The organism is Streptomyces sp. RKAG290, assembly GCF_023701695.1.
Classification (GTDB): domain Bacteria; phylum Actinomycetota; class Actinomycetes; order Streptomycetales; family Streptomycetaceae; genus Streptomyces.
The window spans coordinates 7,775,818-7,796,462 of the sequence record NZ_JAJOZC010000001.1 but is presented as its reverse complement, the minus strand read 5'-3'; the positions used below and the strand labels follow the sequence as shown (position 1 = coordinate 7,796,462).

The window sequence follows — 20,645 nt, the reverse complement described above, 5'->3', positions numbered from 1 at the left end:
CCCCCGGGTGGCGTGCTCCGTGGCCACCACTGCCGCGGCCTCCACCTCGGGGTGTTCGGACAGCACGCTCTCGATCTCGTCGAGCTCGATCCGGTGGCCCCGCAGCTTGAGCTGGCGATCGTTACGGCCGAGGAACTCCAGCGCACCGTCCGCCCGCCACCGTGCCTGGTCGCCGGTCCGGTAGGTGCGCTCGTCGGGTCGGTGCCCGACAGCGGTGAGGCGGTCGTGGTCCGCTCCGGCGACGACGCGCTCCCCGTCCACCGCGCCGAAACGCTCCTGGTCCAGCTCCGGGCGGCGGAAGTATCCGCGGGCCACGCCCTCACCAGCGATCCACAGCTCGCCGGGGACACCGATGCAGGCGTCATTGCCGAGCCCGTCGACCAGGCGGAGCCGCGTATGTGCGATCGGGCGCCCGATCGGCGGTGAGGCGTCTCGGACGTCCGCTTGGCCCAACTCGTGGGTCAGGGACCATATCGTCGTCTCTGTCGGGCCGTACATGTTCAGGACACGCACTCCTGGTATGGCTTCCATCAACTGGCGGGCAAGTCCACGCGGCAGGGCCTCGCCCCCCACCAGAAGTGCGCGCAGGCAGCTCAGGGCCCGCAGGGTCGTCGGGTGGGAGGTCATGGCCGTGAAGAACGACGGGGTCGCCTGGAACAGGGTGGGGCGGAACCTGCGGATCAGGGACTCCAGAGAGCGCTCCGTCCCGGAGATCTGCTCCACCATGCGTTCCGGGCCGATGATGGTGGTGGCCCGCGCACCAGCGGCCACATGATCTCCAGGACGGAGATGTCGAACGAGACGCTGGTGAGCGCCAGGACGCGGTCCTGCGGGGAGATCCCGACCGCGAGGTCCATACCGAGGAAGAAGTTCGCCAGGTTTCGGTGCTCGATGACGGTGCCCTTCGGGCGACCTGTCGAGCCGGACGTGTAGATGACGTAGGCCACGTCATCACCATCGGTCCCGGCCGGGGGCGAAGCGGCGTCCCGCGCACCCGACGGCGGCCCGCCCCGCTCCGCGACGGGCACCAGGGGGACTTCGGTAGCGGGCGGCACCACACCCGGACCGACCACGAGGCACCGCAGATCTGCGTCCGTCGCGATGAACTCCAGGCGCTGATTCGGGAATTCGGGGTCCAGCGGAACATAGGCCGCGCCGGTCGCCAGCACCGCGAGGAGGCCGACCACGAGGTCGATGCCACGCGGGACGCACACCCCGACGCGGTCGCCCTGCCGCACCCCGATCGCGTGCAGCCGGTGTGCCAGCCGGCCGGCTCTCCGGTCGAGTTCGCGGTAGGTCAGCGATCCTTCGAGGTCACAGACGGCGACACTGTCGGGCTGCATGTCCACCCACTCCCGGAACTGCGCGTGGAGGGGCACGACATCGTCCGCGCTCGGTGTAGGTCCGGTGCTCCAGGTCCGTATCTCGGCCATCTCGTCCGACGGACGCACATCGGCCCGTGAGGCGACCGCCGCCGGATCAGCCACGAGGGAGGTCAGCGCGCCCGTGTAGTAGTGCGCCAACCGGGCCACGACCGCGGGATGCACCTGCCGTCGGTCGCAGGCCAGGTCCACCAGGACCGCGTCGGTGCGGGAGTCGACGGTGACGTCCACGGACAGCGCGAAGCCGTCCTCGTCGGGCGGGAAGTCGTCCGCGGGCAGGGCGGTGTCGACTGCGTCGGGCGAGAACTCGTCGCCCCGGTCCCCGCACGTCCCTCCGCGATCGCCTCCGGCCCGATCTCGGTCACGCACAGTCGGCTGTCGACCAGCAGGCCCGGCGCGACGTCCATGATGTGCCGGTAGGGGACGGTGTGGCCGACGGCCTCCCGCTCCAGCTCGAGCACCGCGCGCGCCAGGTCGAGCCAGCTCAGGTCCGCCGACCGGATCCGCATCGGCGCCAGGCCGCCGGCTTTGACGCCGCACGCGGCGCGGCCGACCGCGGTCACCACCTCCGGGTGCGAGGTGAGCGAGCCGAGCACCCGGACGTGCGCAGCCATCAGGAGCGCCCGCACCGGTATCCCGGTCTCCCGGGCCAGCCGGTGCAGGCCCCGCCCCGTCGCGCCGAGGTCCGCCAGGCGGTCCCGCGCGGCTGTGTCCGCAGCGTCGGTGGGCTGTGACGGCCGGGCGATGGGGTACGGATTGGCCCCTGCCAGCGTGGCGCGCCAGTGGTCGAGGTGCGACCGCTCCTCCTCCGGGGACGGCTGCGCCGCGTCCTCGGGTGACGGATCAGGGCACGCACGCTTCATGATCGGCTCCTGGGTCCTCTCCACCGGTCGCCCGGCCGCTGTCCGTGGGACGTCACACGCTCTTGGCGTCGTGCAGGTCCCTGGTCAACTGGACGGCCTCGTTGATGAGCCGTTCGCAGTCGGCGATGTCCTTGCCTTCGATGAGCGCCATCGCCACACACACGGTGCTCGCATGCATCTCGCGCATGGTCCGGCCCGGCTGGACGACCATCTGGATGTGGCGGACACCGGGCAGCTTCTCCAGATCCTCACGAGTCACTCCGTTCACCGCGCCGGGCTTGACCGGCAGGCAGACGAAGCCGAAGACCGAGTCACCTTCCGGCGCCCGCACCGTCAGCTCCTCACCGGCCAGCAGCCGGGCGTGGGCGACCCACAGGTTGACACCGATCGTCCGCTCCGCGGACTCCGGGGCCAGTACCCCTGCCGGCCGCCAGGCCAGTTCCCCGGCGGTGAAGCTCCCCGGCTCGCCGAAGACCTCCAGATGGAAGACGCCCCAACGGCCGCCGAGGCCGTCCACCGCCGACTGGGCGAACTCCAGCGCCTGACCATAGAGTTCCGCGTGGTGCTTGGGCGGATAGGCGACCGAGCGGAGCGTCGATCCGTGCTTCGTCTCGATCAGCGGTGCCAGATAGCGGGACACCATGAGGTGTTCGACGCGCCCGTCGACCACCGATCCGTCCAGGTGCCATTCGTCGCCGCTCTGCCGCTCCTCGATCACCGCGTGGCGCAGTTCGCCGTTGTCACGCAGAGTCTCGAAAACGTCCTCGAGCGTGGCGCACGCGGTGACGAGCCGACTGCCGCCCAGGGCCGGCGGCTTGACGACGAAGGGGGCGCGCAGATCACCCACATCCTCCTGCAGTTCCTTCAGCGAGCGGGGCGTGTTGGTGAGGGTGACGTACCTGGCGGTGGGCACGCCGTGCGCGGTCCACAGGGACTTCTGATAAGCCTTGTCCCGCCCGGCCATGGCGATCGGCAAGTCCAGCCGGTCCGACTCGGCGCCGATGAGCCGGTTGAGGAAGCCCGCCGTCACCACCGCCAACTCGTGGTTGGGGATGACCAGATCGACCTCGTCGGCCACCCCGAGGTGGAGCAGCACCGACCACGCCAGTTCGGGGACGTCGTACGACGGAATGAACCCGCTGTACGCGAGGCGGTCGGCGTACTTCTCGGTGTTGGCCTTGTTGATCTCGGTGTAGAGGGAGGTAAGGGTGTGGCCGAGGTCGTGGAGCTCGATCACTACCTCGGGCCGCGCTCCCAGCAGGACGATGTGCATGATTTCCCTATCCGCTTCTTGGCTGTCGGAAGTTCGGTGCAAGCCGGGTGTCGCCCGGTTTCTGACGATGTCAGGTTCAGTCCGCCGCTTCGAAGATGAGATCCCGCATCAGCTCGCTTGCGCCGGCTGTGACGGTCCCGGCCACCGCGTCACGGTAGATCCGGGCCGGCACCGAGTCGTCGAGGTATCCCAGTGCGCCGTGGTACTGCATGCAGGCACGGGCCGCCACGACCGCCAGTTCGGTGGCACGGAGCTTGAGGACGGACGCGGTGCGGGTGTCGAGCCGGTCCTGGGTGTGCAGGATCACGGCCCGGTGGGCGTATGCCCGGACCAGGTCGAGTTCGGCCGTCAGGTCCGCGAGAGCGTGCCGGACGGCCTGGTGGGTGGCGAGAGGGGCCTCCCCGATCCGGTGGGTGCGGACGAAGGCGCCGGTGACGCCCATGCAGTGGTCCGCGCCTCCGACCGCCAGCAGCCCGGCCACCAGCCGCTCGAAATCCAGCGCCGCCATGAGGTAGGACAGGGTGCGGCTGGCCTTGCCGATCAGCCGGTCGCCCGGTACGTGGACGTCGTCCAAGGTGATCGTGCAGACGTCCGCCGCGCGCCACCCCAGCATCGGTTCGGGATGCGCGCTCACTCCGGGGGTGTCGGCGTCGATGATGAGCAGGCCGCAGCCGGCCAGAGTGCGGGGCCGTCCGGCGATGTCACGCAGCCGGACGAGACAGATGTAGAAGCCCGCTTGGGACCCGTTGGCGACATGGAGCTTGCGGCCCTTCACGCGGTATCCGCCGGTGCCGTCGGGCTCAGCCCGGGTGGTGATGCCGTCCAGGGCGGTCCCCGCGTCCTGCTCGCTCAGCGCGAGGGCGCCGACGCGGCTGCCGGTGCGGACGGCCGGCAGGTACTTCTCCTGCTGCATCACTGTGCCGAACCGGTCGATGTACGAGGAGGCCATGTAGGCGTGCACGGACACGGCGGCACGCACTCCTGCGAAGCCGGTCCGGCCCAGTTCCTCCAGCAGTATCGCGCTCTTGGCGAAGCCGGGGCCACCGGCGGCGAGCCCGAAGAGACCTGCATCGGCCAGCGCCCGCCATCCCTCGGCCGGGATGTGACCTTGCTGCTCCCATGTCTCCGCATGCGGCAGCACCGCTTCCTCCAGCGCCGTGCGTACCTGGGCGCGAAACGGGTGGGAGGCGAGGTCGAGGGGGGAGACGGCGCAGGCCGACGGGGAGTTGTCAGGAATCACTTGATGCTCAGCGCCGTGTGCTCGGGCAGGATGCCGGTCAGTTCTGCGAAGGGGCGTCCTGCCGGGCCGTAGTCGTGCTGGCGAGCGGGCCCGACCGGGTCGACGAGAAGTTCATCGCGGAGCGGGACGGGCGACTTGACGATCTGTTCCCTGGCGCGGCCAAGGGCGCGCGCCGCTTCGTACGCGGGGCGCGTGGAGTCGGGCAGTTCCTGCGCCCTGAGGGCCAGGCCTTGTTGACGGACGAACTCCTGGAACTGGTGGGCGCACTTGCTCAGCGTCATGGCCGCTCCTTGCTTCGGGATGTCCGGGCCACCAGCGCCTGTCGGTCCACCTTGCCCGTCGGTGACAAAGGAAGCGCCTCGCACAGGTGGATGCCGGCCGGGATCAGGTAGGAGGGCAACGCCCCCCTGAGGTAGTCCTGGAGCACCGCTGCCGTACACCGGTCCGTCGCGGGAACGACAAAGGCCAGCAGCGATGTCGCTCCGCCTGCACTCCGGTGCGCCATGACGAAGCTCTGCCGGACCTCCGGATGCCGGTCCAGGTGGTGTGCCACTTCTCCCGGTTCGATACGGAAGCCGTTGACCTTCACCTGGTCGTCGCGCCGCCCCCCGAAGACCAGCCTCCCTTCGCCGTCGATGTGGACGAGATCGCCGGTGCGGTAGAGGCGCTCGATGGTGCCGGCGACGTCCCGCAGGACGAAGCTCTCCGCGGTCCGCTCTGCCATGCCCAGGTAACCTGGCGACAGGCCAGGTCCGGCGAGCAGGAGTTCGCCGCTCTCCCCGGCCGCGCACAGCCGGTCGCCGTCGACGACGTAGGCCCGGGTGTTCTGGATCGGCACGCCGATCGGCAGCGGGCGCCCGGCCGGGGGCAGGGTGAGCACCGGGTGGTAGGTCGCGAACGTGGTGCTCTCGGTCGGCCCGTAGACATGGGTCACCCGGCCGGGGCCGAAGCGGGACAGGGCGGTGCCCATGTGGGTGAGGGAGTGTGCCTCGCCACCGGTGAGGATCCGGTCCACGGTGTCGAGGGTGTGAGGTGCGTCGTCCATGATCGAGTTGAACAGAGCGGTGGTGAGGAAGACCGTGTTCACCGCGTGGTCGACCAGGACGCGCTTGAGCTCGGAGAGTCTTGGAAGGTCCGAGGGAAACAACACACAGGTACCGCCGTGCAGCAGCGCCCCCAGATCTCGAATGTGGCCGCGTCGAAGGTGACCGGCGCCATGTGCAGCAGACGGCACGACTCGTCCAGTTCGGCGTAGACGGCGCCGGACACCAGCCGAAGGACGGCGCGGTGTTCGACCAGGACGCCCTTGGGCTGCCCGTTCGAGCCGGAGGTGAAGTTGATGTAGGCGATCGCCTCGGGGGGCACGGGCGTCCGGCGCACCGGCGCGGCGCGGGCGTCACCGACGGCCGGTACGCCGTCAGGGACTGAGGCACCGTCGCTGCCGGTGGCGCGAGCGACACCAGACGCACCTCCCTCCTCCCCTACGGCGACCACCCGGAAGCCGGGCAGCCGAGCCGCGGTGGACGCGGTACGGTCGGTCAGGACCACCGAGCAGTCGGCCCGCCCGAACAGGTCCCGCAGACGGCCGTCCGGCCACTGCGCGCTGAATGGCAGATAGGCCGCACCGCACGTGAGTACAGCCAGCAGACCCGCGATCAACTCGGGGCTGCGTGCCACGCACACCCCGACCACCTGTCCAGGCGCGACCCCGGCATCCCTCAGCCTCGCCGCGATCGCGGTGGACATCTGGTCCAGGGCCCCGAAGGCCACCGAGCGCTCCCGGTGGATTACCGCGATGCGCTCCGGATGCCGGGCGGCGCGCTCCTGGAACACGGCAGGGATACTGCTGTCCTCCGGGTAGGCGACAGCAGTCCGGTTCAGCGACCGATGTGCTCCCGCCGCGCGCTCACTGACGTGCAGTCTGTTCACTGTCCTCACGGATTCGGATGTCGATGGCCTGGCGGCTCAGCTCGGGCTTCTCGTGCGGCACACGCCGGGCTCGCGTGCCCGGCGTGTGCGACCAGCCCTGGTGAACGACTCCGGAGCCGGACGGGAAGAGAGGCCCTGCGTCTTGGCCCTCAGGAGACTTCAGGAGCCCTTCGAGCCGGCCTTCGTCGCGGACGCGCTGTTCCGGATGATCGACGCGGCGATCCCCCGGACCGTACTGCGCTCATAGATGTCCTCGGGTGGGAGGCAGTCATCTCCGAACTCCGCCTCCGCCCGTGCGATGAGCCGGATGACCGTCAACGACGTCCCGTCGGCCTGGAAGAAGTCGTCGGAAGCGCTCGTGATCGGGAGCCCCACTGCCTGGCAGGCGTCGATGACCCACTTCTCCATGCGCTCGGCCTCGGGCGTACCGGACCGGGACGGCTGCTGTGTCTCGCTCATGAGGCGCCCTTCGGGTTGCGCACGGAGAAGCGGTACCCCTCAACGGTCTCCTGGACGAAGCGGTTGTGCCCGAACTCGTCGGAACCGGAGACCAGGACGTTGCCGAACCGTTCCAACGTGGCGCTGCCGCCGAACTCCTCCAGCCCGTCGGAGTACGGGTAGACCCGTACCGACGTCGGCAGATACCGGCCGGCATACCCCAGCCGCATCTGGTCGGTCAGTCCGGCGTGCGGAAGGGAGGCGTGCATGAGCGTCGACCAGAAGATGATGAACTGCCCCTGTCGCATGACCTGAGACACCGCGGACGACTCGTCCGGCACCCAGTCGGGATCATGCTGCAGCTGCCGGTAGTCGTAGCCGAAGAAGCCCCGGCGCACGCCCGACTTCTCCTTCTCGTTGATGGACTCCGGGTCGTAGTCCATGGTCTTGGACTCGTCGTAGTTCATCACGTCGTGGGTGCCGGGGATGAACTGAAGGCAGCCCATCTCCTCCGTGGCCGGCGTGAAGGCGGTCCACACCGTGATCGTGCCGCCGAACTCCGCGTCGTTGGGCCATTCGATCTGAGGCTTCTTCGACTGGGCCACGTTCGCGAAGTTGTCGGCCTGGTGCCAGTCGGTGCCCTCGTCGCCCGGGTACTTGGGGAAGAACTCACTGCGCCAGCACAGGACGTCGGGGCCGAGGATCGAGGCGACGCGGTCGACGATCTCCGGCCGCGTGATGTGGCTCGCCAGGAACTCGATGTCGAGATGGCGGTCGTAGTTGGCCAGGTTCGTGACACCGGACACCGCCTTGTCCTGGCTGTAGATCGCCCGCTTGGTGCTGAGGAGCTTGGGCCGCAGCGCCCGGAGCCGCTGTTGCATCTCCTCTTCCTCATAAAGGTCGAAGGGGCCGATATATCCGTCGCGGTGGAATTGTGCCACCTGTTCGGGAGTCAGCGCGAAGCCAGAATGCTGGTCGTCCATTTCCATCATTCTCCGTTTTCAAACACAGGAAATATATGGTGGGGGCGGCTTACGCCCGGCCGCCGAAATATGGACGCCGCCTCACCGGTAACACCCGCGAAACACTGATGCGCGGTGTCCAGGGATGCCAGGAAGTCTCCGCAGCCAGCACACGGCATGTACAGCTCATCTGTCAAGGACTATCCATAGAACTAGAGAAGAAGATGAGGATCGCACCAGCACACCGGACGCAATCCGGGCAGTCAGACAACCAGGGCCGAACTGCTGATTCCCGCAACGAATCGGGCACTTCGCTCCCCCTGTTGACAGTGGCGGGGAGGCCGCACCACAATCCAACTGCCCTGCAGACCGGCCACAGTTGGCCGGACCATGGGCGCCTGGATTTCCGCTCAAATGAAGGGGGGATAACCATGAGCTACGACCACATCTCCTAGTTGGCCGGTTCAACCGAAGGCGGGCCGGATGTGCGTAGCATTCTCCGGCCCGTCGCCCGGTAAGCGCATTTTCCCACTCTTTCGAAAATGGTTCTGCCATCGTGACGACAACACTGGACTGGAATCCGCTCGACCCGGCCTCGATCCGCGATCCCCACTCCGTCTACCAGGAGTTGCGCGAGAATTTCCCGGTGTACTGGCATGCCGGCATGTCGTCCTGGGTGCTCACCCGGTACGACGACTGCCAGACGGTGCTGCGCGACTACACGACTTTCGCGCGCGACCGGCGTCGCGTCGGTGTCGAGATACCTGACGAGAAACTCAACATCCAGACACAGGACCCGCCGGAACAGGCGCTGCTCCGCGGCATCACCGCCAAAGCGCTCAATGCCCAACGCCTCCGGAAGCACTGCGTGGACGCCCGCCATCTCATGGAGGAGCGGCTGTCCGCATTGGCCGGCTCCGGTCCCTTCGACATGATGGGGGACGTCGCGGGGCCGGCTGCCATGCAGGTGATCAACCGGGTCTTCGGAGTTGACGAGTACACGCAAAATTCGTACGCCCCGATCTACGAGGGCCTGACCCAGGCCATGGATAGCGGACTCGACCCGAAACGGCTCGCGCCGGGCCGAGCCGCCGGTAAGTCCTTGGCTGCCGAGGTGACCAGCTGGTACGAGCGCGGACTCGGCACGTCAGGCATGTTCGGCGCTTTGTACGGCAACGCGGACGTGGCGCAGATGCCCCGGCCTTACGTGATCAATACGATGGCCGCAACCTACAATGCGGGCTTCAGCACGCTTTACGCGTCAACGGGCGCCGTGACCATGGAGTTGCTCGGTGCGGGCCTGGGGGACCTCCGGGAACTACCCCTGCCCAACGACTCCGCCCTCGTGCTGGCGACCGAGGAACTGCTGCGATATGTGAGCCCTGCTCAGGCCACGGCGCGCGTCGCCACGACGCCCACCGAGATCCAAGGCGTGCGGATCGAGGCCGGAGACACCCTGGTCACCATGCTCGCGGCGGCGAACCGTGACCCCCGGCAGTTCAAGGACCCCGACCGGATCGTGCTGGACCGCTCGCCCAACCCGCACCTGGCCCTCGCCTGGGGGCCGCACATCTGCCTCGGCGCCCGCCTGGCACAGGCGTGGATCATGGAACTCATCACGTTCCTCGTGGAGCACGGCCCCCGACTGCGCCTCATCGGCGGCGAAAAGTACATGAGTTCCGCGACGCTACGCAATCTGGTCTCGCTGCCCGTTGAATACGACGCCGCCTCCTGATCCCGCTGCGCCCCCTTCCCCGATTCGCCGGACATTTCCAGCCGGCACCACGGCCACGACGATGGATTACCTGGTCTCAGGCGCAGGTCCCACCTGATCGGCAATGGCACACCTCCTCGAGTGAAAGGGTCATGCCTTCCGGCCCCGGAAGAGGGCGCGGCGCCGGAAGGCTTCTACGCAATGCGTCCCTGGCGCCGTCACCTCATCCCAACCAACAAACCCCGTACCGGCAGTGACGATCCCGAGTTCAATATGAAGATGAGCTGGAACCCTCGCCTGTCCGAAGATCACGGGCTATTTCTTCACTCGTTCAACAATAGGCCGACAAAAACCCACTGCCCGACATATGACCGAATTGACGTCGAAGTTCGGACTCTGAATCAATCAAGAACACCACGCCGCTCGTATCTCGAAGAACAGTCAATGATTCATCGCCGTCGCCCAAGACGGCACCATGCACCGGGCCCGCCGCACCGTCGTCCGAATCGGATTCTTGTCGAATCTGCCGGACATCCATGGCTCGAGCCAGCCGAAAAGCACGCCATGGTGGCGGTGGACCGCTTCGCGATCATCGGGGAGCGCGTCTTCATCCTGGACAAGCGAAGTTCGACCACCACAGCAGAGAATCCACTGTCGACACCATCGCCATTTACATCGCCGGACCCACCCCTATCAGACCTACCTGCACAATCATTTCGTCCACCGGCTCCGGGCCGTGAACAACGACTTTCGCGACACCTACCCCACAAAAAAGCAGAGCGCGGTTCTCGACCTTCTGGTCACCGAGATCGCCGAACGGACCGGCCGGCCCGGGGTCGGAATGCGCTTCGGAACCGGCGTACGCACCCCCACGCACGACCGGGCGATCGTCTGCACCGGGTCATGGATCGACACGTCCGTGCACCATCGAAGGCGGTGACGACATCCTGCAGACCGGCACCGTCCCGGTCGGCCACGGCGAAGGACCTCCCCCACGAGCGTAAGGATGCCGCAACGGGCCTCGAATCAGCACGACTTCACTCACGAGGTCCGCCCGATCCCCTTCGCTGCCGACACCGTGCTCTGCCTGAACGACCACGGCACCGTCGCCGCCCAGGACGGCAGCCAGCCACTGCGGCGTCGTCCCGCCCCCGGCGAGGACCCATTGCCGCGCAACTCGCCCCCGCATCAACCAGGTTCTGACCGTCGACGACTTCGGCCGCTCATATTCCCGGCCCCCGCTTCGCAACACCGCTCTGCCCCCGACCCGCGCTTGAACCACTCCCCTGTCCGCCTGTGGCGCCGTCCCACCGAGCGGTCAATGCCGGACTCCTGGAGCTGCCGTGTCCGACCCGCTGCTGCCCGTACTCCTCGCCGTGCCGGTCGTGATCCTCGCCTGCCAGGCCGCTGGGCGGGCCGTCAGGCTACTCGGCCAGCCTCCAGTCATCGGCGAGATCCTCGCCGGGATCCTGCTGGGCCCATCCCTGCTCGGCTGGCTCGCCCCCAGCCTCCAGCACCACCTCCTGCCGCCCTCCGTCCTGCCCATCACCTCCGCCCTGGGCAACCTCGGCCTCCTGGCATTCCTCTTCCTGATCGGACTGGAACTCGACCTCCGCAGCTTGCGCACCACCCGGGGGGCGATCGCCGCCGTCAGCCTCAGCGGGATCCTGCTCCCCATGGCCCTCGGCGCCGCACTGGCCTCCGCCCTCTACCCGCACTTCGCCCCCGCCGAGGTCGGCCGACTGCCCTTCACACTGTTCGTCGCCGTCGCCCTGAGCATCACCGCCTTCCCGGTCCTCGCACGGATTCTCGCCGACCGCGGACTGGAGACCACGCCCCTGGGATCCTTCGCCCTGGCCTGCGCCGCCACCGACGACGCCCTTGCCTGGTGCCTGCTCACCGCCGTCGTCGCCCTCTCCACCTCCGGTACCGCGCTGTCGGCCCTGACCGCCCTCGCCCTCACCGCCGCCTTCGCCGGCTCCCTCACCCTCCTGCGCCCCGTGCTGCGCACCCTGCTTGTGAACGCCGGTCGAGCATCCGACGAACTCGTCCTGGTCCTCCTCTTCGCCGGACTGTGCCTCAGCGCCTACGCCACCGACCAGATCGGCTTGCACCCCGCCTTCGGCGCCTTCCTCTTCGGTGCCGCCACCCCCCGCGGCCTTGCGGCCGTCGAGCGCAGCGCCGCCCGCATCCGCGCCGTCGCCCTGCCTCTCCTGCTGCCGCTGTTCTTCGTCGACACCGGCCTGCACACCGACTTCACCAGGCTGCCTACCGAGCAGTGGGGATGGGGAGCGGCAATCCTGGCAGTCGCCGTCATCGGCAAGTGGGGCGGCGCGGCCGGCGCCGCCCGCCTCACCGGCTCCGACTGGCGCTGGTCGGCTGCCGTCGGCACGCTCATGAACTGCCGCGGCCTGACCGAACTCGTCGTGCTGGGCATCGGCCTGGAAGCCGGCCTCATCAGCGAGCCCCTGTTCACCCTCATGGTGATCATGACCCTCGTTACCACCGCAGCCACCGCCCCACTACTCAGACGCGTGGCTGGCGACGACCCGCGAATGAACCCGCCTGCCGCGCCGGACGGGACCGAAGCCGGCCCCGCCCGGGAGGTGACCGATGGCTCAGTCCCCGAGCCCGATTCCGGACGCGGCCCCCACCCGGCGTAGGGCGTCCGCCGAGTTGAGGACTCCGTGTGGGCATGCGGAGCCAGATGACCGCGCCACGGAAGTGGGCGGAGCGGCCGGCACCGATAGACAAGGGCTTGTGTCCTGCGTCTCCCGGCCCGTCACAGCCCGCCGCGGAGGGTGTTGACCCGTGCGGCAGCGGCGTCGAAGGCGGTGCCGTCGAGCCGGCCGGATGCCAGGGCTTCGCTCAGCGCGGTCACCGCCTCGTCGCCCTGGGAGACGCTGCGCGATGAGCAGAGCAAGAGGTCCATGCCGGCGGAGGCGGCAAGAACGGCACGCTGCGACGTACTGCCGAAGGACTGGAGGGCACCGGCCTCCAGGGCGTCGGTGATCGTGACGCCGGTGTAGCCGAGCCGGTTGCGCAGCTCACCGACGACGGCCGCGGACAGGCCGGCGGGGCGGTTGGAGTCCAGGGCGGTGTAGACGGCCCAGGACAGCATGACGAGCTTGCTGCCGGCGGCGATGGCATCCCGGTACGGTGCCTCGTCCACGCTGCGGAGGGTCGCCGCGGATGTGGTGAGGGTGACGGAACGGAGATCCGTGTTCTGGCTCGCGGTTGCGGGACCGAGACCGGGGAAGTGCTTGGCGGTGGCGGCGACACCGACGCTTTGCTGAGCGGCGATGAAGGCCGAGCCGCAACTGGCCACGGCTGCGGCGGACTTGCTGTAGGACCGCTCGTACTGGTCTGTGAAGTCGCCGTCCTTGCGATAGACGTCGAGGACCGGCGCGAGGTTGACGTTCATGCCGATTCCCGCGAGGTTCATGCCCGCGCCGCTGCCGGTGAAGTCGGCCCACTGGTGCGGGTCGGCCGAGGCGCCTACGTCCTTGGCGGACATGACGGGCTCACCGGGCAGGCGGCGGATCAGGCCGCCTTCCTGGTCGGTCATCAGGAGCAGTGGTTTCTTCACGGGCGAAGAGGCGTGCGCCGCGTTCATCGACTGGATGACGCTCTCGATCTGGCTCAGGTTCTCGATGTTCTCCCCGAAGAAGATCACACCGGCCGTGCGGCCTTCCTTGATGGCGCTCATCAGGGAGGCGGGTGGTGTGTGTCCGGGGTAGGAGTGGATGACGCACTGCCCGGCGCGCTGCTCAGAGGTCAGGGCGGCGGCGTGGAGGCGTGCGCCCTCGGGAATCCGCGCGGCCGCGTCCGAACTGCCCGCCAGTCCCAGGCCTCCGGCCAGGGCCGCCGTTCCGGCGATCAGGGCGCCGCGCCTGCTGAGGGGAGGTGTCGCACTCATGACTTACTCCTTCGCGAACGGTCGTGGGGCCGGGCCGGACCTCGGCAGGGAATGGGGGCCGGAGCATGGGGGCCGCAGCGGCCGAGGCGGCCGCTCCGGCCCCCGCACTCGCGCGGATGCCACGCGGATGGGTCACCGTGGTCCGGTACCCGACGTCACGGGGTGTTGTTGGCCAGAGCCAGCAGGCGGGAGCGGTCACCACTGAAGCGGTCGCGGTCGACGTTGCCCGAGACGCCGCTCACCGAGCCGGTGGAGCTGTACTGCCAGACCGTCCAGAACGGGAAGCCCGAGGGAATGCTGGGGCTGCCGGCGGAGGTCCAGTGCGCCACCCACAACGGGCTGAGGGCGGACATGCCGTCCCAGCCCCCGGTGCAGGAGTTCCACCAGCTCGGGCTGGTGTAGATCACCACGTCACGGCCCGTGCGGGCCTTGTACGTGTTGTAGAAGTCGAGGACCCACTGCCGCATGTCCGCCTGGGAGTACCCGTAGCAGGTGCCCTCGATGTCCAGCACGCCGGGGAGCGTGAGGTTGTCGCGGGACCAGGCGCCACCGTTGCTCGCGAAGAAGTCCGCCTGCGCTGCGCCACCGGAGACGTCCGGCCGCGCGAAGTGGTACGCGCCCCGGATCACACCGGCGTTGTAGGCGTTCAGGTAGTTGTCGCTGAAGGTCGGGTCCTTGTACGTCAGGCCCTCGGTCGCCTTCATCCAGGCGAACTCGATGCCCGCGCCGCGGACGGAACTCCAGTTGATGCCGCCCTGCCAGCTGGAGACGTCGACACCCTCGGGTTCGCTTTGAGGCCGGCCCCCGCCTGGGCGCCGAGGTGCAGTTGGCGGGTGTCCGGCTTGAAGTCCTTGCTGTCCTGGATGTATCCGACGCCCATGTACCCCTTGCCGTAGGACACGGGATTGTCCGGCACGGGCGTCGACGACGCGGTGCCGGACATCAGACCGACCAGCAGTGCAGCGGTCGTACCGACGACACCGGCCACGGTGAGTCTCTTCTGGACGGACTGGAGGGAAATGCTCCGGGTCGACAAGGCGGCCTCCTGCTTGTGGGGGGATGCGGGTCCGCGACGGTCTACGCGCGTCCAGTTGTCGCGAACACGACACAGTGAGCCACAGGAGTACACGCGTAGTAAATAGTTTCCCGTTTCATTAGTGGTCTAGACCACTTCCCGCCCGGATGAGCTGTGCGAACGGCCGACGGCCGGCAGAAACTTTCTGAACTGACGGGTACCCAGGCGCACTCGGCCGGGTTGCCGTCGGCGATACGCAGGATGCGTCCGGGCCACGCTGGACGGCGTCACTGCCCCGTTGTTCCGAGGGTCTGGCCGGCCGTCGCGAAGCGGTGCTCCGTCGGCTTCAGCACTTCGTAGAGGTGGCCGAAGTACTCCGTTTCCGCCGTTCCTGTGAGCACCGCCAGCAGGAAGGCCAAGCACCCCGTGTCGTGGTGCTCCCACAGCGGACCGCGGCCTTCGTTGTAGAGGACGGTCCACTCGTCGGGGTGCTGACCGGGCCGCGCGAGCCAGTACAGGAACGCCCCCGTGCCCTCCTCGAATGCCCACGGCAGGACCCTCGCCCCCGGTTCCTGCAGGCCGACGGGCTTGTCCTCGAACTCCCACAGGCCGGCCAGGGTCTCGTCCCGCTCCGCAGTCTGCGCCAGCAGGTCGCAGTCGTCGTAGGCGGAGTCGGGAACGAGCAGCCAGATCGTCTCGTCGAAGGTGCCGTCGCCGTATGTCTCAACGAGCCGCTTGTAGTCGTCAGGCAGAGCCAGCCCGAGCGCTCGCTCGACTTGCGCCCAGTCCACCACGGGCGGCGGATCAGCGGGCGGCGGGCAGAGTCGGACAAGCGCATCGAGGGCGATCACGGCACGGACGCTACCGACACCCCAGCCAGTGCCCGTGGGTGGGTCGAGGCCGTAGCCACCGTGGAAGGTTCTGAGCGGGATCGGCCCGCGTTCGTGGTCGGTGAACGACGCGCCGTCGGCGGCCACGACGGCTGCGGTCACCGCCGCCGTCCGCACTTGTGCCTGAGCGCGCTACCCGGCCAGGCTGGTCAAGTAGCGCGCTCAGGGTTCTACGCCGCGTGCATCACGCGGATCCCGGACCATACGACGACGCGGTCCCCGGTCGACGCCTTCGCCCCGGAGGTGGAATTCCCGTAGTACGTCCACCGCCATGTCCCCGACTTGGCGGCCTTTACGGTGGTCCTGAGCGCCCCCGTCGCACTCGACGTCACCTTCTTGACCGTCGCGTACGAGGACGCGCCGTCCGCCTTGAACTGCAGGCTGACCGTCCGGCCCGCGTACCCCTGGTACGTGTGCGTGTCCCAGTTCGCCCGGGTGACCCGGCCCGTCAAGGTGATCGTCTTCCCCTTCACGACGGGCTCCGGCGAGGCGTTGACCGTGACGCGCGTGGCCCGCTGGACCTGCAACGGGATGTTCATGTCGTCGATGTCGTGGGCGCCACCTGCGAGGATCGCGATCTCAGCAGCGGTCCGCCAAGTACCTGCGTCCTCGTTCCCGAAGTCAATGTGCCGCGGGTCGATGTACAGCCACTCCTCGAAGTCGCAGATCCCTTTCGCCCTGTCCACAACCTCGCAGTCACTGCTGATGATGGCGCTCTGGATGGTATCGGTGTTATCAAGCTTCCCCCGGTAAGGGAACACCGTCGGCCCGTACTCGTACTTGAGTGTGGTCGTCATCCGGAAGGTCGCATGCACCTCGACCTCCTCCTGGATTCCGATCACGAGGGGCTTCCCGCCGTTCACCGAGACCCGGGAGAAGGAGACCCCTCCCTCCGCCGCCCCCGCCGGCACCGCCGCCACCCCTGTGAACACGAGCGCCGCTCCACCGGCGAACACCGCTCTCCACATCGTCTTGCCCATTCTCAAGCTCGCCCCTTCCCCTGCAGCCTGGGCCGATACGCGTAGGCGCACCGGCCGGAGGCCTACCCTCTCGGCTGACTGTGGGACAGCAGAGACCTGCACACGGTTGTACGCGGCGCGGCAACGATTCGGTCACCACGGCATGCCCGGTTCGAATTCCCGGGAAGGAGCCGGCGCTCACCTGTCACATCCTCGCGCCGCGATCCGGCCATGCAGTGACGGACGTTGACCGGCACAGCAACAAGCGCGCCGGCCGCCCGCGATGTGGAGGAGACAACGATGGAAGCACGTACACGTTCGATCACGGCGGAGGTCCCGATGGTTCCGCGGATGTCCGAGGACCCCGCGGAACTCGTCCCGGGAGCTGGCGGAGGTGTCGCCGGCGTTGTTCAGGGTCACCGGCAACGCTTCGGTGCCGATCGGGGTAGGCCGACGCGATCAGGACCGGGTGGAGGCAACCGAGGCTCGCACCCCCGCTCGCCGCACCCGCCCGGCCCGCCGCCGCCGCCGCCGCTCAGAACCGCCGAACGCGCGTCGCTGTCACTGTCACCACGCCTGCTGTTCCCGCCTCACCATGACGTGAGCGGCGCCGGCCACCGCAGGACACCATGCCCCGCGGTACAGGAACAGGGCCGACCCCGCCCCGCCGTCAGGATCGGGCCGAGTGGTCGTTGCCGGGCGAGCTCGGGGCGGTCAGGGTGGCCAGGTAGCCGTCCAGCAGCTCGACCTGCCGCTGCGGCGCGAACGCCGCTGGATCGAACAGCGCCTGGACCACCAGGCCGAGAGCGAAGGACTGGGCACCGGCCGCGATGTACGCGGGATCGCCGGGAAGGAGCTCGCCGAGTTCCTGAGCCGCGGCCACCCGGTCGCGCAGCCTGTCACGGCTTCGGGCGTACTTGCGGGCGTAGTCGGCGCTCAGTTCGCCGTCGCAGAGCGCGGCATCCCAGGACGAGACCCAGATCCGGTTGCTGTCGGCGGCCTCAGCGGTCAGCGGCAGGATGTCCATCAGCGTGTGCCTCAGAGCAGTCAGCCCCTTGCCCTCGGGGCGCCGCGGGCGGGCGAGGGTCCGCTGTTCGAGAAGGTCGAGGGCGTACGCGACGAGGGCACGCTTGGTGGGGAAGTAGTGCGTGAGCAGGCCGGTGGACGCGCCGAGCTCGGCAGCTACGGCGCGCAGAGTGAGGCCGGCGAAGCCGCGCGCGGCCATGACCTGCCAGACCGCTTCGGAGACATCGCGGCGACGGGCTTCGTGATCCCCCTTGGTACGTGGCATCCCGCCACGCTACATTGCCATAACACTTGTTATGTAAATGGGGGTCCCATGTTCTCACTCTCGCTGCCCCACGGCGCCCACCCTGGACCGCAGGAGGCGACCGAAGTTGGCCGCCTCGCTCCACTGGAGGTCTGGCACGCCAAGGAGTTCGCGGCTCATCTGGATCGGGCGCGCGAGCACATCCGGCCATGGGTCGGGTCCGGGTTCGTCACCCATGATGTGGACGGGGCGCAGGCCACACTCAAACGGTATGCCCGACGTCAGGCCGACGACGGCGCTCGCCTGTACGGCATCTGGCGGGACGGAGAGCTGGCCGGCGGCGTGATGTTCACGGATTTCAATGCCGCTCTGGGCTCGTGCGAGATCGGGTGCTGGCTGGAACCGTCCGCCGAGGGCCACGGCCTGATCACGCAGGTGTGTGGCGCACTGCTGGACTGGGCGTTCACGTCCCGGGGGCTGCATCGGGCCGAGTGGCATTGCCGGGCCGACAACGACCGCAGCTCCGCAGTGGCCAAACGGCTCGGCATGACACTGGAAGGTGTCCGGCGCGAGGCATGGCCGTACGAAGGCACACGCTACGACAAGCAGCTGTGGGCGGTCCTTGCTCCGGAATGGCGAGCCTCTGGGCGGGCCTCTGGACAGTGAACTGCAACGACTCCGTCCGGCAGGCCCCGAGGATCCCCGGCCCCACCGCCCCACGGCCCCTCCCACGCGCTTACGCAGGCCCTACCGTGCTCACGGCCGCATCGACTGCAGCGTCACCATTCCCAACAACGACTCCTCGGGCCTGACGTCCACCAGCGTCACCGCCGCCCTCCCGGCTCGATGACACCTCACAGCAACTCCTGCATCGCCACGAGCGGCCACCTCGCCCGCACCGTCGGGCGCCTTGGCTCCGGCGCCAGAACCACGCGTACCTCCGTAGCCATCGGCCGGCTCACCCTGACACTGCCCTGCACCGCACTGCCGTACACCGTCACCGCGGAGGGAAGTGGCAGCACCCCGATCGACACCAACCCCACCACCGACACCGCCGCCTGCACGTGCGCCGCCAGTCACCTCACCGGTCATCAACTGCAGCTGATACCGCAAGGCCGCTGCCCCCTCGGCCGCGTATGGGCAGCGGCCTTGCGGTATCAGCCCTCGACCATCACAGGTCCGGTGGGAGGAACGCACGGGCACGTACTTCACCAACTCCACGACCGGGCCGCTCGGCGGCCGCCGACGCGGTGGTGATTGTGTCGCGCGCGGATCCCATGTTGCCGCAGTGCTGCGCATGATGGCCCTCTGTGTCTTGTCCATGACATGCGGCGGGAAATCCTTGCCGCGCTACTCGGCGTCGGCGCATCGTCGCTCTGCGGCACCGATCCGGTGTGCCGCGTCCGGCTGAGCATGCGTCCGAACCTCATGGCGCGTGCCGCTCGAGGAGGACCCTCCCCATGTCAGCATTACGCACCATGAAGCGGCGGATCGCCACGGCGATCGCCACCACGGCCGCGGCGGCGGCGGTCGCCGGCTCCGTCTCGGCACTTCCCGCAGCGGCCGCACCGGCCGAAGGCACCGTGCTGAACGCCAATGCCGCCGACGCCGTACCCGGCAGCTACCTCGTCACACTGCGCAGCGGCGCCGGCTTCAAGGCGACGGCCTCCCAGGGCAGAAGCCTCATATCCCGTTACGGCGGAACGGTGAAGCGGACCTACACCTCGGCCCTGAACGGCTACGCCACCGCCCTCACCGGCGCCGAGGCCAGGCGGCTGGCGGCCGACCCCGCGGTCGCGTCCGTCGAGCAGGACCAGGTCGTCCGCGCGCTCGGTACCCAGGCCAACGCGCCCTGGGCCTGGACCGGATCGACCAGGCAGCTCTTCCGCTGAGCGGGACCTACACCTACCCCGACAGCGGTGGCGGCGGCTCGACCGTCTACGTCCTGGACACGGGTGTGCGCATCACCCACCAGCAGATCGCCGGTCGCGCCTCGTACGGCTACGACTTCGTCGACAACGATGCCACCGCGCAGGACGGCTACGGCCACGGCACCCATGTCGCCACCACCGTCGCCGGGACCACGTACGGCGTCGCCAAGAAGGCCAAGATCGTGGCCGTCCGCGTCCTCGGGAACGACGGCTCCGGCACCACGGCCGGCGTGATCGCGGGCGTGGACTGGATCACCGCCCACCACGTCGCCAACTCCGTCGCCAACGTCTCCCTCGGCGGCGGGTCAGCGCCACGCTCGACAGCGCGGTGGACAAGTCGATCGCCTCCGGCGTGACCTACTCGATCGCCGCGGGCAATTCGGGCGCCCTGGCGTCCAACTCCTCGCCCGCCAGGGTGGCGAACGCGATCACGGTCGGTGCCACCACCCGAACCGACGCGCGGGCCAGCTACTCCAACTACGGTCCCAGGGTTGACGTCTTCGCCCCCGGCTCCGGCATCACGGCGGGCTGGAACACCTCCGACACCGCCACTTACACGGGCGACGGCACCTCCTTCGCCGCTCCGCACGTCTCCGGCGTGGCGGCCCTCTACCTGACGGCCCACCCCGGCGCCTCTCCCGCGACCGTGGCCGCCGCAGTGGTGAACGGCGCGACCAACGGCGTCCTCAGCGGCATCGGTGCGGGCTCACCGAACAAGCTGCTCCGGCTCGTTCCGTAACGGTCCGGCAGCGATCCGCGAGGCGCGCCGCCACCCGAACGGACGACGCCTCGCACCAGCACTGCCCACTCCACCGGGCGGGCCCCGCCGCGCACGACCTGGGCGCGGGGCCCGCCTGCCG

17 protein-coding genes and 4 pseudogenes are annotated in these 20,645 nt (G+C 68.8%); 6 read left to right on the top strand and 15 right to left on the bottom strand.

Annotation, left to right across the window (positions count from 1 at the left end):
* The first annotated feature begins 12 nt into the window (after positions 1-12).
* On the top strand, positions 13-426 hold the full coding sequence (locus LNW71_RS34520; RefSeq protein ID WP_250971774.1) for a hypothetical protein: 414 nt from the start codon (positions 13-15) through the stop codon (positions 424-426).
* On the opposite strand, the pseudogene LNW71_RS37145 reads toward LNW71_RS34520, so the two are convergent.
* The 10 genes and pseudogenes from LNW71_RS37145 to LNW71_RS34475 all read right to left on the bottom strand — a co-directional run.
* Positions 358-726 (bottom strand): annotated as a pseudogene (locus LNW71_RS37145) (AMP-binding protein); the annotation flags it as partial. The gene LNW71_RS34520 and the pseudogene LNW71_RS37145 sit on opposite strands and share 69 nt — an antisense overlap.
* On the bottom strand, positions 681-1,613 hold the full coding sequence (locus tag LNW71_RS34515) for an AMP-binding protein (protein WP_250971773.1): 933 nt from the start codon (positions 1,611-1,613) through the stop codon (positions 681-683). The pseudogene LNW71_RS37145 and the gene LNW71_RS34515, both read right to left, overlap by 46 nt.
* Complete coding sequence (locus tag LNW71_RS34510) at positions 1,496-2,245, bottom strand: hypothetical protein (protein WP_250971772.1); 750 nt, start codon at positions 2,243-2,245, stop codon at positions 1,496-1,498. The genes LNW71_RS34515 and LNW71_RS34510 overlap by 118 nt, the downstream gene beginning before the upstream one ends.
* A 52-nt stretch (positions 2,246-2,297) precedes the next feature.
* A complete protein-coding gene (locus LNW71_RS34505) occupies positions 2,298-3,518 on the bottom strand; it encodes an ATP-grasp domain-containing protein (RefSeq protein ID WP_250971771.1) in 1,221 nt (406 codons plus the stop codon).
* A 76-nt stretch (positions 3,519-3,594) separates the two neighbouring features.
* Entirely contained in the window at positions 3,595-4,758 is a 1,164-nt protein-coding gene (locus tag LNW71_RS36645) for an acyl-CoA dehydrogenase family protein (RefSeq protein ID WP_250971770.1), read from the bottom strand.
* The gene (locus tag LNW71_RS34495; protein WP_250971769.1) at positions 4,755-5,039 is read right to left on the bottom strand and encodes a hypothetical protein; all 285 of its coding nucleotides are present in this window, start codon (positions 5,037-5,039) and stop codon (positions 4,755-4,757) included. The genes LNW71_RS36645 and LNW71_RS34495 overlap by 4 nt, the downstream gene beginning before the upstream one ends.
* Entirely contained in the window at positions 5,036-5,263 is a 228-nt protein-coding gene (locus LNW71_RS34490; protein ID WP_250972253.1) for a hypothetical protein, read from the bottom strand. The genes LNW71_RS34495 and LNW71_RS34490 overlap by 4 nt, the downstream gene beginning before the upstream one ends.
* Positions 5,264-5,545: 282 nt before the next feature.
* Positions 5,546-6,528 (bottom strand): annotated as a pseudogene (locus LNW71_RS34485) (AMP-binding protein); the annotation flags it as partial.
* Positions 6,529-6,846: 318 nt separating this feature from the next.
* Positions 6,847-7,146 (bottom strand): phosphopantetheine-binding protein, encoded by a 300-nt coding sequence (locus LNW71_RS34480; protein WP_250971768.1) that lies wholly within the window; start codon positions 7,144-7,146, stop codon positions 6,847-6,849.
* Positions 7,143-8,108: a chlorinating enzyme gene (locus tag LNW71_RS34475; RefSeq protein ID WP_250971767.1), complete on the bottom strand. Its 966-nt coding sequence runs from the start codon at positions 8,106-8,108 to the stop codon at positions 7,143-7,145. Before LNW71_RS34475 ends, LNW71_RS34480 begins: the two co-directional genes overlap by 4 nt.
* 535 nt (positions 8,109-8,643) lie before the next feature.
* Between LNW71_RS34475 and LNW71_RS36640 the strand changes: the two genes are divergently transcribed.
* The 3 genes from LNW71_RS36640 (at position 8,644) to LNW71_RS34460 (ending at position 12,464) form a co-directional block, all read left to right on the top strand.
* Positions 8,644-9,822, top strand: a complete 1,179-nt coding sequence (locus LNW71_RS36640) for a cytochrome P450 (protein ID WP_250971766.1) — start codon at positions 8,644-8,646, stop codon at positions 9,820-9,822.
* 715 nt (positions 9,823-10,537) lie between these two features.
* The gene (locus tag LNW71_RS34465; RefSeq protein WP_250971765.1) at positions 10,538-10,741 is read left to right on the top strand and encodes a hypothetical protein; all 204 of its coding nucleotides are present in this window, start codon (positions 10,538-10,540) and stop codon (positions 10,739-10,741) included.
* Between the two features lie 403 nt (positions 10,742-11,144).
* Positions 11,145-12,464 carry a cation:proton antiporter gene (locus LNW71_RS34460; protein ID WP_250971764.1) on the top strand — a complete coding sequence of 440 codons (1,320 nt, stop codon included), beginning with the start codon at positions 11,145-11,147 and terminating at the stop codon, positions 12,462-12,464.
* A gap of 119 nt (positions 12,465-12,583) precedes the next feature.
* On the opposite strand, the gene LNW71_RS34455 is transcribed toward LNW71_RS34460, so the two are convergent.
* The 5 genes and pseudogenes from LNW71_RS34455 to LNW71_RS34435 all read right to left on the bottom strand — a co-directional run bounded on the left by LNW71_RS34455 (position 12,584) and on the right by LNW71_RS34435 (position 17,875).
* Positions 12,584-13,720 carry a glycoside hydrolase family 3 N-terminal domain-containing protein gene (locus LNW71_RS34455; protein ID WP_250971763.1) on the bottom strand — a complete coding sequence of 379 codons (1,137 nt, stop codon included), beginning with the start codon at positions 13,718-13,720 and terminating at the stop codon, positions 12,584-12,586.
* Between the two features lie 155 nt (positions 13,721-13,875).
* Positions 13,876-14,663: pseudogene (locus LNW71_RS34450) on the bottom strand (GH25 family lysozyme).
* 359 nt (positions 14,664-15,022) lie between these two features.
* Positions 15,023-15,712, bottom strand: coding sequence for an SMI1/KNR4 family protein (locus LNW71_RS34445; RefSeq protein ID WP_250971762.1), 690 nt, complete (start codon positions 15,710-15,712; stop codon positions 15,023-15,025).
* Between the two features lie 83 nt (positions 15,713-15,795).
* Positions 15,796-16,605 carry a hypothetical protein gene (locus tag LNW71_RS34440; RefSeq protein ID WP_250971761.1) on the bottom strand — a complete coding sequence of 270 codons (810 nt, stop codon included), beginning with the start codon at positions 16,603-16,605 and terminating at the stop codon, positions 15,796-15,798.
* A gap of 649 nt (positions 16,606-17,254) precedes the next feature.
* Positions 17,255-17,875, bottom strand: a complete 621-nt coding sequence (locus tag LNW71_RS34435; RefSeq protein WP_250971760.1) for a TetR/AcrR family transcriptional regulator — start codon at positions 17,873-17,875, stop codon at positions 17,255-17,257.
* 48 nt (positions 17,876-17,923) lie between these two features.
* Here LNW71_RS34435 and LNW71_RS34430 point away from each other — a divergent pair, with 48 nt between their 5' ends.
* A complete protein-coding gene (locus LNW71_RS34430; RefSeq protein WP_250971759.1) occupies positions 17,924-18,520 on the top strand; it encodes a GNAT family N-acetyltransferase in 597 nt (198 codons plus the stop codon).
* A 794-nt stretch (positions 18,521-19,314) separates the two neighbouring features.
* Positions 19,315-20,524 (top strand): annotated as a pseudogene (locus LNW71_RS34425) (S8 family peptidase).
* Positions 20,525-20,645: the final 121 nt, after the last annotated feature.

Bases quoted from the DNA above. Each gene is read 5' to 3' on its own strand.
- LNW71_RS34435 (WP_250971760.1), bottom strand. From the start codon at position 17,875: ATGCCACGTACCAAGGGGGATCACGAAGCCCGTCGCCGCGATGTCTCC.
- LNW71_RS34490 (WP_250972253.1), bottom strand. From the start codon at position 5,263: ATGGCGCACCGGAGTGCAGGCGGAGCGACATCGCTGCTGGCCTTTGTC.
- LNW71_RS34475 (WP_250971767.1), bottom strand. From the start codon at position 8,108: ATGGACGACCAGCATTCTGGCTTCGCGCTGACTCCCGAACAGGTGGCA.
- LNW71_RS34430 (WP_250971759.1), top strand. From the start codon at position 17,924: ATGTTCTCACTCTCGCTGCCCCACGGCGCCCACCCTGGACCGCAGGAG.
- LNW71_RS34510 (WP_250971772.1), bottom strand. From the start codon at position 2,245: ATGAAGCGTGCGTGCCCTGATCCGTCACCCGAGGACGCGGCGCAGCCG.
- LNW71_RS34495 (WP_250971769.1), bottom strand. From the start codon at position 5,039: ATGACGCTGAGCAAGTGCGCCCACCAGTTCCAGGAGTTCGTCCGTCAA.
- LNW71_RS34440 (WP_250971761.1), bottom strand. From the start codon at position 16,605: ATGGGCAAGACGATGTGGAGAGCGGTGTTCGCCGGTGGAGCGGCGCTC.
- LNW71_RS34505 (WP_250971771.1), bottom strand. From the start codon at position 3,518: ATGCACATCGTCCTGCTGGGAGCGCGGCCCGAGGTAGTGATCGAGCTC.
- LNW71_RS34455 (WP_250971763.1), bottom strand. From the start codon at position 13,720: ATGAGTGCGACACCTCCCCTCAGCAGGCGCGGCGCCCTGATCGCCGGA.
- LNW71_RS34480 (WP_250971768.1), bottom strand. From the start codon at position 7,146: ATGAGCGAGACACAGCAGCCGTCCCGGTCCGGTACGCCCGAGGCCGAG.